The sequence below is a fragment of the Bradyrhizobium sp. SZCCHNR3119 genome (genome assembly GCF_032487775.1).
Taxonomy (GTDB): domain Bacteria; phylum Pseudomonadota; class Alphaproteobacteria; order Rhizobiales; family Xanthobacteraceae; genus Bradyrhizobium.
In genome coordinates this window covers 890,996-903,616 of record NZ_JAUEUV010000002.1, presented here as the reverse complement: position 1 = coordinate 903,616, position 12,621 = coordinate 890,996, and the positions used below count along the sequence as shown (strand labels likewise).

At 63.8% G+C, this 12,621-nt stretch carries 15 protein-coding genes and 2 pseudogenes; 7 read left to right on the top strand and 10 right to left on the bottom strand.

Annotation, left to right across the window (positions count from 1 at the left end; genetic code table 11):
- Positions 1-44: 44 nt before the first annotated feature.
- The 3 genes from QX034_RS31505 to QX034_RS31495 form a co-directional block, all read right to left on the bottom strand.
- Positions 45-437: a hypothetical protein gene (locus QX034_RS31505; protein WP_409977703.1), complete on the bottom strand. Its 393-nt coding sequence runs from the start codon at positions 435-437 to the stop codon at positions 45-47.
- Between the two features lie 94 nt (positions 438-531).
- Positions 532-699, bottom strand: coding sequence for a hypothetical protein (locus QX034_RS31500; protein ID WP_315765588.1), 168 nt, complete (start codon positions 697-699; stop codon positions 532-534).
- A 7-nt stretch (positions 700-706) separates the two neighbouring features.
- A complete protein-coding gene (locus QX034_RS31495) occupies positions 707-940 on the bottom strand; it encodes a DUF6894 family protein (RefSeq protein ID WP_315703605.1) in 234 nt (77 codons plus the stop codon).
- A 216-nt stretch (positions 941-1,156) separates the two neighbouring features.
- Between QX034_RS31495 and QX034_RS31490 the strand changes: the two genes are divergently transcribed.
- From QX034_RS31490 to QX034_RS31480, 3 genes are all read left to right on the top strand, one after another.
- Positions 1,157-1,342, top strand: a complete 186-nt coding sequence (locus QX034_RS31490; protein WP_315703606.1) for a hypothetical protein — start codon at positions 1,157-1,159, stop codon at positions 1,340-1,342.
- Positions 1,343-1,575: 233 nt separating this feature from the next.
- Positions 1,576-2,460: a hypothetical protein gene (locus QX034_RS31485; protein WP_315729177.1), complete on the top strand. Its 885-nt coding sequence runs from the start codon at positions 1,576-1,578 to the stop codon at positions 2,458-2,460.
- Positions 2,461-2,803: 343 nt separating this feature from the next.
- Positions 2,804-3,640, top strand: a complete 837-nt coding sequence (locus QX034_RS31480; protein ID WP_315703608.1) for an HD domain-containing protein — start codon at positions 2,804-2,806, stop codon at positions 3,638-3,640.
- Positions 3,641-3,679: 39 nt separating this feature from the next.
- Here QX034_RS31480 and QX034_RS31475 read toward each other — a convergent pair whose 3' ends face one another.
- From QX034_RS31475 to QX034_RS31450, 6 genes are all read right to left on the bottom strand, one after another.
- Positions 3,680-4,354, bottom strand: coding sequence for an HAD family hydrolase (locus QX034_RS31475; protein WP_315703609.1), 675 nt, complete (start codon positions 4,352-4,354; stop codon positions 3,680-3,682).
- Positions 4,355-4,498: 144 nt separating this feature from the next.
- Positions 4,499-4,879 carry a hypothetical protein gene (locus tag QX034_RS31470; protein ID WP_315703610.1) on the bottom strand — a complete coding sequence of 127 codons (381 nt, stop codon included), beginning with the start codon at positions 4,877-4,879 and terminating at the stop codon, positions 4,499-4,501.
- A 113-nt stretch (positions 4,880-4,992) separates the two neighbouring features.
- Entirely contained in the window at positions 4,993-5,199 is a 207-nt protein-coding gene (locus tag QX034_RS31465) for a hypothetical protein (protein WP_315703611.1), read from the bottom strand.
- 208 nt (positions 5,200-5,407) lie between these two features.
- The gene (locus tag QX034_RS31460) at positions 5,408-6,355 is read right to left on the bottom strand and encodes a hypothetical protein (RefSeq protein WP_315703612.1); all 948 of its coding nucleotides are present in this window, start codon (positions 6,353-6,355) and stop codon (positions 5,408-5,410) included.
- Between the two features lie 451 nt (positions 6,356-6,806).
- Positions 6,807-7,568 (bottom strand): DUF72 domain-containing protein, encoded by a 762-nt coding sequence (locus QX034_RS31455; RefSeq protein WP_315729178.1) that lies wholly within the window; start codon positions 7,566-7,568, stop codon positions 6,807-6,809.
- A gap of 86 nt (positions 7,569-7,654) precedes the next feature.
- Complete coding sequence (locus tag QX034_RS31450) at positions 7,655-7,870, bottom strand: hypothetical protein (RefSeq protein ID WP_315703614.1); 216 nt, start codon at positions 7,868-7,870, stop codon at positions 7,655-7,657.
- A 230-nt stretch (positions 7,871-8,100) separates the two neighbouring features.
- Here QX034_RS31450 and QX034_RS31445 point away from each other — a divergent pair.
- Positions 8,101-8,196, top strand: a pseudogene (locus QX034_RS31445) (DUF6496 domain-containing protein); the annotation flags it as partial.
- A gap of 333 nt (positions 8,197-8,529) precedes the next feature.
- On the opposite strand, the pseudogene QX034_RS31440 reads toward QX034_RS31445, so the two are convergent.
- Positions 8,530-9,267, bottom strand: a pseudogene (locus QX034_RS31440) (MFS transporter); the annotation flags it as partial.
- A 310-nt stretch (positions 9,268-9,577) separates the two neighbouring features.
- Between QX034_RS31440 and QX034_RS31435 the strand changes: the two are divergent.
- From QX034_RS31435 to QX034_RS31425, 3 genes are all read left to right on the top strand, one after another.
- The gene (locus tag QX034_RS31435) at positions 9,578-10,498 is read left to right on the top strand and encodes a LysR family transcriptional regulator (protein WP_316196252.1); all 921 of its coding nucleotides are present in this window, start codon (positions 9,578-9,580) and stop codon (positions 10,496-10,498) included.
- A gap of 141 nt (positions 10,499-10,639) precedes the next feature.
- Positions 10,640-11,491, top strand: coding sequence for a 3-hydroxybutyryl-CoA dehydrogenase (locus QX034_RS31430; RefSeq protein WP_315703622.1), 852 nt, complete (start codon positions 10,640-10,642; stop codon positions 11,489-11,491).
- A gap of 820 nt (positions 11,492-12,311) precedes the next feature.
- Positions 12,312-12,611 (top strand): copper-binding protein, encoded by a 300-nt coding sequence (locus tag QX034_RS31425; protein WP_315703623.1) that lies wholly within the window; start codon positions 12,312-12,314, stop codon positions 12,609-12,611.
- Positions 12,612-12,621 lie beyond the last annotated feature (10 nt).

Below are 12,621 nucleotides of genomic sequence, written 5' to 3'. Positions count from 1 at the left end.
GTGGGCGCCGCGGCCAAGTGTCAGCGGCGGCGTCCGTTCGCAGTCTATTCGAAGGTCTGCACCGGTGGCGCGCTCGGGCCCTGAGCCTGAGCCGGAGCGGCCGAGGGGGCTGCGGCGACCGGCGGCCGAGCTGCTGCGACCGGAGCGGACACTGGAGCCTCTGTGCGGGCCTCGGCGCGCGCCTCGCGCGCTGGTCGCCGTGGCTGCTGCCTGCTGGCATGCGAGCGGCGGAAACCCCAGGAGCGGGCAATCGACGGGCCTGCGGTATAACCGACCACGGCACCCGCGACCGCGCCGACGGGACCGAACACCACGGCTCCGGACAGAGCGCCGAGCGCGGCGTCACCGCCGCGGTGCTCATCCGCCATCGCGACCGGCGCCGTCAGTGCAAGCGCCAGTGTCGCTGCGGCCATCATCCGCATCCCGCTCATGATCATGAAAGTCTCCCCGTCCTTATCGGCGGCGAGCAATACGCAGAAATGTGGCGAGAAGAGTGCAGGATCGAGGGTTCGAAAAGCGCCCAGTGTGGGGCTAGCAGCCGGCGCCCGTCTCGGTGCCGTGCTTCGCGCGCCATTTCGGGCCCGGCCCGCGCATGTAGTGGCGTTCCGGCCGGTAAGGGTCCCGCGCCAGCGCGACCAGCTTCTGCCAGCGTGCGGTCAGAATGTGCAAGCGATGAGCCAATGGCGAGCGGGTCAGCATGGCGGCCTCACTGCATGCGGCCGAGCACCGAGGCGAAGGGAACTGCGAAAATTTCCTCGCCGAGATCGTCGGAGACGTGAACCACCCATTCACGCCAATCTTCGTCGCCTTCGGTCGTGATCAGAGAGCGCATCACGCGCGCGGCGTGATCGCGCGCCTCGGTGAGATCGAGGACAGCAGCTCCCTGCCGATCAATCAGGACCTCGTCGTCATTGGAGCAATGGAAGAAGACCTGCGCCATATCCGTCTCCTGCTCGCCAAGCGAATCATCAGTGCAGAATTAGCAGCGCCGTGCGATCAGCGAAATTCGGTGCCACCACGTAAGGTGAATTACGGACCGCATACCATCAGCGGAACCGATTCGGGATGTCGCGACGGAAGGGAACCTGATCTCGCGTCTGCCAGTTAGAAGCGATCAACAGCCGAATCGCTGCTGTTGTAACTATGGAGCAGCGCCATGATGTCGGAAACGCAAATCCATACAATCGCGCGGCGAATGATGGAACAGCACGGCCCTCAGGCGATCGCGCAGGCAGCGCAGCAGGCACAAGCCTGTGAGAGCAAAGGCGAGGCCGACGAGGCCAAGGAATGGCGCCACATCGCAGATGCCATGAAGATGATGCGGGGGCCGCACCAAAGTTAGCAACGAGGTCTGGACGTAGGACCGCATGACGCGAGCCGAGGCGGAACATTCTGCCTCGGCCGAGGTTCGGCGTGGCGCGTTCTCCACCGTCAAGGGCGATGATCGAGCGTCTCTGGCAATCTCATCCTGGTTTCCGACCCAATTTCAACGCAAGAATCCCACCGAAATGATTCGGCAGCGGATTCGCCGCGGCCTGACGCGATCGCGGCGAGATGTCGCCAAAGGGATATTCGATGGTCTTTTTCAGGCGTGAGCTCAGCCCGGTCGAGATTTTCGAGCGAGCGTTGAAGGACAAGCACGCGGCGCGCCACAAGCTGAAGGAGCGGTTGCTCCTGGCCGAGAAGGCGCTGGACGAAAAGCGCCTCGTGGCCGAACGGCTGGCCAAGGCAGGCGCGAGCAATGGCCAACTCGATCGCGCCGAGGCCAAGATGCAGGTGGTCGAGGACAAGGCGAAAGCGCTGCGCGCCGCAGTGGCCGATTGCGACGAGCAGATCGTGCTCGCCGAGCGCGCGCTGGCCGATGCGATCGCGCAGCGCGATCGCGACCGGGCCGCGAACGAGATCGAAGCGGTGGCGGGGGCGATCGAGCAGGCCGTGCCGCGGTTCGAGATCGGGGCCGCCGCGCTGATCGACGCCGTCACCCGCAGCAAGGCGGGGCTGAGCGAGGCGACGCGCTTTGCGGCTGACGTGGACGAGATCAGGCGGGAAGTGCTGGCCGCGGCCGAACTGATCTGTTGGGAATTGCGCTCGGCCGCGGTGCGCACGCGCGTCGGCAATGCCAACGTCGCCTTGCTGGCGCCACCCGAGACCAAGCAGCTTCCGCCGCCCGAGAGCGACCGGCAGATGGTCTATACGCTGAGCCCGCTCAGCTGGCGAGAAGGCGAGGAGGTCCGGCGCGTGGCGGCCTTCACGATGGCGGCATTGCCCAAGACGTTGCTCACGGCGGCGCTGCAGCATCAGCATGTCGATTATCTCAACGCACGGCGGGTGCAAACGCTGATGCATGTCCATGGCAGCGGGCAGCAGCAGGTCGAACCGGGCGCGGACGATCCAGCCCTGGTTGATCTGGACGCGTTGGCTGTCGCCGGGCAGGCCGCGCCGCAGGCCGACGTCGCCTGAAGACTGGCTTGAGCGCTGCGGCGCGCCCGTGCTGCTGCTGGTGGCATGACGGCGCTTGCCGGGGGTCTCAATGGCGCAAGCGCCATTCGCTCGGGAATGTCTCGGGGCTCTCCCCCAAGTGCCAGCGGCACAAAGCCGCAGCCGGCGGGGCTACCCGGACCAGCCGTTGCATCCGCTAACCCGGTGACCGGCCGTTAGCTCTTTTAGCAACGAGATCTCCGTAGACTCCCGGCGGCATCATCCAGGTTGTGGCCGGAGGGACCAATCTCGGCTATGTTCCGTAGGCGGTGGACGAAGGGGCGGGAGCGAACGCGTCAGGCTGGCTGAAGCGGGGCAATACCCAATGATGACGTTACCGGAGCTCGCGGCCACGGCATTGGAGCAGTTTCTCGGCTCCTATATGCGGCGTCGTTTCGGTTCGTCGAACACGCAACTCTCCGAGGTCGTGCCGGCCGCGGCGCGGATAGCTCTCGAATGCATCGGCAACAGCGATGCGCTCTATCACAACGTCGAGCATACGCTTCTGGTGACGCTCGCCGGACATGAGATCCTGCGCGGACGTGCGCTGCATAGCCATTTCACCGCGGACGACTATGCGCATGTCATCATCGCCTGCCTGTTGCACGACATAGGCTATGTCCGCGGCTTGTTCGCGGACGATGACGAGGACGGCTACGTGATGGACGAGCCCGGCCGCAAGGTCCGGCTGCCGCGCGGCTCCTCGGATGCGGGGCTGATGCCGTACCACGTCGACCGTTCCAAGCTGTACGTCATGAAGCGGATCGAAGGTGTGGCGCCGCTCGACAAGGAGCGCATCGCGCGCGCGATCGAGGGCACACGCTTTCCGCCCCTGGCCGGGCAGCAGTTCGACGAGGAGCAGTCGATCGTGCGCGCCGCAGACCTGATCGGACAGCTTGGCGACCCCAACTACATCCGCAAGGCCAACGCGCTCTATCACGAGTTCGAGGAGGTTGGGATCAACCGGCAGCTCGGTTACGAGTCGCCCGCCGATATCGTGGATCGTTATCCTCAGTTCTACTGGAACAGCGTTGCCCCGCATATCCAGACCGAGATCCGCTACCTCAACATGACCTCGACCGGACGGCAGTGGATCGCCAACCTCTATGCCAACGTGTTTCGCGCCGAGCGCGAGATCTCGCTGTCGGGGCCGCAGACCTGAGTCGCGAGCCCGCCGCGCCTTCGGCCTCAGGTCAGGGCGTTAGCGCCTGCCGCCGACTTCGTCGATATGGCCGAGCAGATCGGCCGGGTCCTCGTAGACGCGAATGGCCCCGGATTGCCGCAGCTCTTCCGAGCCATAGCCGCCGCTGAGCAGGCCGACCCCGAGCGCGCGGCAGCGGGTGGCTGCGAGCATGTCCCAGATGCTGTCGCCGACGACGATGCAGCGTTCGATCGCCACGTCGAGGCGTGCCGCCGCGGCCAGGAACAGGTCGGGATCGGGCTTGGCGTAGCGCACCTGGTCACGGGTCACCACGGGGCATTGGTGCGGATCGACGCCCAGCGCCGCGAGATTGATCGCTGCGGTTTCCATGCGACCGCTGGTCGCGATCGCCCAGGGAATGTTGGAATCGGTGAGGAATGTGAGCAGTTCGCGCGCACCGGGCAGGGGCCGCACCTTGTCGCCAAGTTGCCGATAGGCCTCGGCATGGGCCCGCCGCAGCCGTTCGATCCGATCCGGCTCGATGGCTACCCCGGTCTCGCGGAGCAGCTGGTTGGTGAAGAGGCCGCCGCTCATGCCGATCTTGCGGTGGATGCGCCACACCGAGAGCTCGATGTTCTCGGCGTCGAGTGCGCGCTTCCAGGCGAGGACGTGCTGGTAGACGCTGTCGACCAGCGTGCCGTCGAGATCGAACAGAAAGGCGGTTTCCATGCGCATGGCAGGTCTCCTTATCAGGGGGCGCCGTGATGCAATGCGCAAGACGGCGCGTTCCTGCCTAGCAGAGATCTCCAACGGTTCGATCGCTTGCCGGCCCCGGCCCCGTCACGTGTGAGTGAGGGCGAGGATGGCTACCCGCAGCAACTAGTTCTTCGCTCGGATAAAGCCGGCCAGACGCGTCTTCTGGTCTGCGCACCATGCGGTCATGCCGAGCCGGCGCTGGTCCAGATCGGTCGTTTGGGTCGCCAGCGCCACCTCGGACATCAGCGTATCGTCCTGGCGCTCACCCATCTTGCCGCCGGTATGCAAATAGGCGATGGCCTTGCGCACCTGTTCAGTGGTGCCATCGGGCATGTGCATCTCCTGCGCCTTCTGCACGAGGTCCTGGTAGACCAGCTCGGTGCCAGGGCACTCGACCTTGGCGGCAAAGGCCTGCAGCACGAAAGTCACATAGGTGGACCGGGGCTCGGCCTGTGCCGGCGCCGCGATCATCAGCAACGCCGCCATCGACAACACATAACGCATCCTTGGAAACCTCCCGCTGTTTTTTCCAAGGCTAGCGCGCCAATGAGTCGTGATCAACACCGAGCGCGCTGCAGCAAAACCGCCGTCGTGCTCCCTCCCGGGAATGCTGCCGCCTATTTGTTCAGACGGCGTTCCTGCTCCTTGAGCAGCAGATCGAGTTCATCACTCTGCTGCGCGAGGCGGTCGGCATTGCGCTCCTCGTCGGCGGCTCCCGATTGAGATGCTGCCTGCTCAGTGATCTGGCGGATATTGTCGCGCAGGAGTGCGATGCGCTCGGCAAGCTCAGACGCACTCAGGACGGTCGGGTCGGTCAGGCTCATGGGCTCCTCGCCAATGCTTTGCTATCGACAGCCTTGCGGCGAACGGGGCCTCGATCGCGGGCTGCGCTTGCAGGTGTAGTTCCATAACGTGAACACCCGCGTGCCTTCAAGCATTTCGCAGCGTCCGCTGCGGCCGCCTGTTGGCGACAGCCGACGGTTGCGGCAAAGAGCGCACGAAGAAATCGATCAGAGCTTCAAATTCGCCGCGTTAACGCACCGGCATCGGCGGCCGCACCACGCTATTGCCGTCGGAATCGGCTGTCGCCTGCGGGGCAGGAGCCGATTGCAGCGGCATCGGCGCAGCCCCGGTCGGCGGGGCCGAGACGCTCTGTGCGGGCGGCGCAGCGGGTCGCGGCCGATGTACGGGGGCTGCAGCAGGGGCGGCGCCTGTCGCAGCGGTCGCTGGCCGCGGCGCAGGTCGCGGACGCAGCGTCTGCTCGATCGCCCTGGGATCGAACGATCTCGCCTCGCTGGTGCGCTCCGCCTTCTCCGACAGGCGCGCGATCTCGCGCGCCATCTGGTCCTGCCCGGTCTTGAGCTGGGCAATGCTGGCTTTGAGATCGGTGATCTGCTGCCCCATCGCCGCAAGGTCATGGGCCATGGACTGCAGCAGCTGGGTCTGATCCGAGGGGGGCACGGCTGCTGCCGTTGCAGTGGGCGCGGACGCAGCGGCCGGGGTGGGCTGCGCCGGCGCAGCGTCAGCGGTCGTGCTTTGACTATCCTTCGTTGGGCTGTCGGTACTTGCCTGGGTGGGCTCGGCAGGTGTTTTCCCTGTAAAGGTCGACGACAGCGAGATATGCGGAATCCAGCGCGCGGCCATCTCCTGCGCCTGGTCGCCGTAGGTCTGCCAAGCCGCGGCCCCGACGGCGCTGACGACCGCAAACAGGATGGCCACCACGGTCCGGACCGCCCAGGTGGCGATCGAGGTGCGTTCGGCCGGTTCGTCCTCCGCGCCGGTGTCGGCGACGCGCAGGCTGGTATCGACCGCCGGAACGGGAATGTCGGCCGGCCGCGGCCCCTGGCGTTCGGAGCGCCGCGCGGCGTCCGCGCCTTGAGGAGCTGCTACGCGGTCGGCCCGAGCGGCCAGAATGATCTCCGGATCGATCACACCCTTAGGTTGCTGATTGGGGTCGGCGACAGGTGGCGTGGAAAGCATTGGCGATCCGTCCTCTTTGGCCGCCCGCATCAGCAGGGTTGCGGCCTTTGCGTGTATCATAAAGCCTTACAGGCGGCGTCGACGCAAACTGGTACCGGTTGTCCTCGCGCCAGCATGGTCTGCGGCGGCGCCGTTCACTTCCAGCTCGAAGTTCAATTCCAACGTCAGCCAGCGCGCCGGCGTCCCAACCTTGCCGGGGCGCATTGCTGGACCATCCCTGCCACGCCCCACAGTCCAGCCGGATTTGTCCAAACCAAGGCAATTGCTTGGTAAATCTGGGACCGCTTTGCGTTCGCCCGGGCACCGTCCAGCGTTATTTTGCAATGCCAGATGGACCTTGCCAACCGAAAATCGCTTGCTCCTTGCCGCCGACCCGCGGCGCAGCACGATCTGTAGGCGCCCGTCAGGCGATGTCGGCCCCTCGGGCCGGACGGGGCGCCGGATCGGCGAGCTATGCGGCACGACGTGTGTGCGGGGCGCGCATTCCCGGTTCGAGCAGACCGCGCAGCTTCAGGGCATCGGCGGGCGCTGCGCTCTTCTGGTCGTTGTCGAAATAGACGAAGACATCGCAGCCCTGGGCCTTCCACGAGCGGATGCGCTTCGCCCAGGCGCCGAGCGCGGCGGGCGGATAGTTGTCCTTGTAATCCCCGCTGGGCCCGTGCCCGCGCACATAGACGAAATCGGCGGTGCGCTTCCACGGCGCCGGCGCGTCGTGATGGTCGGACAGGCAGAGCGAGATGTTCTCGTCCGCGAGCATGCGCATGATGCGCGGGCAGTACCAGCTCGGATGCCGGAACTCGAAACTGTAGCGGCGTTTGTTCGACAGCAGCTTGAAGAAGGCGCCGAGACGTTCGGGATCGGCCTCGAACTGCGGCGGCAACTGAAACAGCACCGGGCCGGCCTTGTCGCCGAGCAGCGCAAGCCGGCTCTCCATCAGTTCCAGGCTGTTCACGGAGCGGTCCGACAGGCGCTTCCAATGCGTGATGAATTTGGAGGCCTTCCAGGCAAAGACGAAATCCGGACCGGTCTGCTCGCGCCAACTGCGCACCGCATTTTCGGTCGGGGTGCGGTAGAACACGCCGTTCAGCTCGGCCGTCTGAAACTGGCTCGCATAATAGGCAAGCTGATGCTTGATCAGCAATTCCTTGGGGAAGAACACCCCGCGCCAGGAGACATAGTGCCAGCCCGACGTGCCGATGAGAATGCGCGCCATGGTCCGCTCTTGATTGTACCGAGCTCTCCTCACTCTCAAGCGATCAGGTTGGTTGCGGTTCCGGCCGAACTCACCAGGTCGGACGCTTAGCCCGACCGTCCGCGCAGATTGGGCAAGCCCAGCCATGCATTGATGTGCGCAGCCGTTTCCGCCTGAAGTGCCTTTTTCAGGAGTGTGTTCCGTTCCTCTCCTTCGGGCAGCACTCGTGCCGCCTCGCGCGCGTCGATTGCGACCTGCCGCAGGCGGTGGTCGAAAGACATCGCTTGCTTGCGCCGATTGCGCGTGATCGTCGTTGTGGTCATCTGCACGGTCTCCATCATCTGTGACCGACAGTGTCCAACCATGCCGCTGGGCAGTCGCTAACGCACGTTATGGCATGCGGATCAAAAAATGATTGTAGCGGTGGAACTTTTTGCGTCCGCTGCCCTCTCGCTGGTTCGAAACCGTTGGTGCTGTTCAGCATGACATCAACTAGCAGCAGGGAACACTGACCTGCGTCGACGTGTTTCTGCGCCATGACGGGAGAGTTGCGATGGTAAAGGAATCTGCACGGCAAAGGCGCATCACCGGTCGGGTGATGCATGAGTTCAAGCACGGCGAACTGCGAAGCGGCCGCGGCGGCAAGGTCAAGAACCGGCGGCAGGCGATCGCCATCGCGTTGGAGGAGGCGGGGGCATCCAACTATGAGAGCCCTCGCCGAAACAAGCGCAATCTGCAGCGCACCGAGCGCAAGGAAGCAGAAGGGCGCACCGCACAGCAGGAGCGCGAAGGCAAGTCTTGGGTCGGCGCCAGGGGACGTCGCGAAAGCACGCCGGCGATGCGCGGACGCAATGCGCGCAAGCCGATCGCACAGGGACAGAAAGCCGCGCGATCGCGCACGCGGAGCTCGGGCGGAGCGACGCGGCAGGAGCTCTATGCCAAGGCGAAGAAGCGCGGGATCGCTGCCGAGGAAGAACATCGTCATCGAGCTTGCGATGTAGGCCAGCCACAACAGGGGGGTGATCAGCGCGAGTTGCCCATCAAACAAGGCGGCGAGCTTCGAACTCAGGCCGCGGCCCGACTGGCCGGGCTGCTGCTCCTCGTCGATGATGAAGCGCGCGCGCGGTTGGGCCCCAAGATCACGTTCGATCCGGTTGAGGATGCGGGCGACTTCGTCTGGCCGCCTGCCGTGCACGACCAGGAATTTGATCGACTCGGGAAGGGTGAAGAAACAGAGCGCGGCCGCGGCCAAGGGCAGCACGCCTCCGATCCAGAACACGATCTGCCAGCCGAGATGCGGCACCAGCCAGGCCGCGATCACGCCGCCGGCGCTGCCTCCGGCGACATAGCCCAGCATGATGATCGCAACGACCGTGCCGCGATATTTGGCCGGAACATATTCGAGGTTGAGGGAATAGCACAAAGGCGCGAGGCCGCCGATGCCGAGGCCTGCGAGGAACCGGAGCGCGATCAGCGCAGGCAGATCGCCGGCCCAGACGGTCAGCAGGCTGAAGCCGCCGAAGGTGATCGTCGCGGCCACGATCGACGGGCGGCGGCCAATGCGGTCGCCGAGATAGCCGAAGACGAGACCGCCGACGAGGATACCGAACACGCCGGCACTGAAAACGATGCCCAGCGATCCCTTGTCGATACCCCAGTTGCGGATAATCGCGGGCGCGGCAAACGCCATTGCATGCAGGTCGTATCCATCGAGAAACATCATGGCCGTCGACAGCATCATGACGGTCAGCACCAGGCCATTGCGGCGCTGGCGCTCGATCACAGCGCTGACATCAATGATTGCGGATGCGCTCATTGTCGTTCCTTCCCCATGGCCGTTGTTTTGTTTTTGACGGCTTGCTGCAAACCACGTCGGCAACTGATCGGCGGTTCTGGGCGGAGCGACCGATCGCGAAGCGCAACCGACGGTCGCGCCCGCTGCCAAAGCAGTTTGCAGGAGAAGGCTATTTGCTTCGAGATCGAGGGAGAATAGGCTATTTTGGCGTGATATCTTTTCCTGATTGGATGAAATGACTGATAGCCTTTTGAATATGAAGGCTTTTGTGGCGACGGTCCGTGCCGGGAGCTTCTCCGAGGCCGGCCGGCAGCTCGGGATTGCACCATCGGTCTTGACCAAGCGGGTCGGGCAGCTCGAATGGTCGCTGCGCTGCACACTCCTGCGACGGAGCACCCGGCGCCTGCAACTCACCGAAGTCGGCGAGCGCTATCTCGAGGTTATCCGCGCCATCGTGCGCGAATATGACGAGATGGTCGCAGGCATCATGCGATCGCCACAGGAGCTTGAGGGACAGGTGCGGATCAAGGCACCGGCTTCGCCGATGGCCATCGAGCTTGCTGAAATCCTGTCCTCGTTTCAGATCGAATATCCGCGCGTCACACTGGAGGCCGTTCTGGTCGATCGGACCGTGAATCCGGTGGAGGAAGGATTCGATATCGTGCTGACGATGATGCCATCGTCCTTCCACGGCGTGCTCGAGGAGCCGTTGCTTGCGTTTCCGCGCGTGCTCTGCGCCTCTCCCTCATACTTGGCCCGGCGAGGCTCTCCGCATCACGTCCGTGATCTCGTCAACCACGATTGCCTTGTGTTTACGCCGATGGGACCGGTGTGGACCTTCGAAGGCAAGACCGGCGTGATCACGGTCGCGGTGCGCCCACGCTTTGTCAGCAACAACAACGCGCTTCTGATCGATGCGCTACGCGCCGGCAGCGGGATCGCGGTGGTGTCCCGGGCGGCGGTTGCCGTGCCGTTGCGCACGGGCGAGCTGGTCGAAGTGCTGCCTGAGATTCCGATTCCGGATCTCTGGGTCAAGGCGCTGGTGCCGGCGACGCGCGCCAGCCTCGCACGCGTGCAAGCCCTGCTGACGGCGATTCGCGACGCTTTCCATGCTGTCGCCGCGACCAGCCCGCCACGCGTCAGCGGTGCGGCTTGACAGCCCGGATACGGGACCTATCGGTTGCGGGGATTGCCTGCTAAGCAGCCTGCATCGCGCTTGGCGCAGGACCTTGGTGCAGGACTTTAGCGCAAGACCTTGGCGCAGGACGAAGACGAAAAAGACGAAGAGGGTACGAGCATGATTGGGACGGTTGGTATCATCGGAGCGGGCACCATGGGCAACGGCATCGCGCAGGTCTGCGCTGTCGCCGGCGTACCCGTGATCATGATCGACATTTCAGATGCAGCAGTCCAGCGCGGGCTTTCTGCCGTCAGCTCAAGCCTCGATCGGCTCTTGAAAAAGGACAAGCTGACGGCGGCCGACAAGGAGGCGGCGCTCTCGCGCATCACCGCCACCACCGACAGGAGCAAGCTTTCCGCATGCGATCTCGTCATCGAAGCTGCGACCGAGAATGAGGAGCTGAAGCTCAAGATCCTCAAGGACGTTTGTGCGATCTTGAAGCCGGAGGCGTTGATCGCGACCAACACCTCGTCGATCTCGATCACCAAGCTGGCGACCGCGACGGACCGGCCGGACCGTTTCATCGGCATGCACTTCTTCAATCCGGTGCCGATGATGGCGCTGCTTGAGCTGATCCGCGGCCTGCAGACCTCGGATGCGACGCTTGCCATAGCCGAAGCCTTCGCCAAGCGGATCGGTAAGGTTGCGATCACCGCCAGGAACAGCCCGGGCTTTGCGGTCAATCGCATTCTCTGCCCGATGATCAACGAAGCTATCTTCGCCTTCTCGGAAGGCATCGCAACGGCCGAAGACATCGACGAAGGCATGAAGCTCGGTTGCAATCACCCGATCGGCCCGCTTGCTCTTGCAGATCTCATCGGCCTCGACACGATGCTGTCGGTGATGGAAGTGTTCTACAATGGCTTCAACGACCCGAAATATCGCCCCGCGCCGCTGCTGAAGGAAATGGTGGCCGCAGGCCAGCTCGGTCGTAAGACCGGCAAGGGCTTCTACGATTACAGTAAGTAGCGGCAGGTTCTCGCCGCGGCGGGCGGCATTGAAGGCGCCCGCCGCGCGATGACGAGACCGGCAATCATCGTTTCAAACCGGTTTTCCGACATCAACAATCAATTTGGCGCAATCGCCGTTGCGTCAGGATCGTTGCATGATGGTGCGGACTGCGCTCGATCGCCGCAATGGAGTCTTCGACGGCTGCCGCATCAAGAACTGGGATGTCACGCTTCAAACGGCACAGCGCCGGGCGGGTAGGGGCCATGCCTCACTGATGCGGCCCACTAATCCTCGACCCGGCGTGCCGTTCGTGGTTTTTGCCGCTATGCGCAGGTCCGAAGGAATACCGACGCACTCAGCGGATCTGATACGGAGGGGGCGTCATCAAACCTCCCTTTGCTGTTGCGGTTGTCAGTGTTGCGGTTGCTGTCGCTTATGTGACTGCAATCGAAGCACTAACGAAATCGATGCTCCTCCTCTGGCGGTGCGCTGTCAAGGCGCTTTGTGACGCAATGATGAATGGAGGCTTGCCGCCGGCGGTGCCACGCATCGCGAGGCGCTCTTGATGTGATTGTGTGTGCGTAAGTGCCGCGACGATGCTTGTTCGCTTCTGACGATAAACTAGATAGTTGGAGGTGCTGACGTCTGACTTGCGAGTCGGAATGTCATTAGCAATTGCGCAAAGGAGAGATTGCGCGATCGTATGAGTGAAACGGAAGTCTTCATCCGATCGGCATTCGTCATACTGCCGCGTTTGCAGAGTATTGAAATGCAGGTTCCCGGGAACCAATGGATTCGCGGCGTCTTGTTCCCGGGATCAACAGTCAGGAGAAGGCCGATGAGAGCAGCAACGATAATTCTGGCAGGGATCGCGGCTGTCGCGATCGGTGTGCCGGCAATCGCTGCCGAGCAAGGTGCGACCGGCCTGGTGACCGGGATCAACCGGCTGAACGGCACGATCTCGATTCAACGCATTCAAACCGGGACCGTGGGCGCCAACGGCTCCGGCGCCGCGGAGGAATTCAAGATCAAGGACAATGCGATGGTCGAGAACGTCCATGCCGGCGATCGCGTGACCTTTGCGACCTCCGACAACGGTGGCAGCAAGACGATCACCAAGCTCGATCGGCAGAAATAGTTCGATCCAA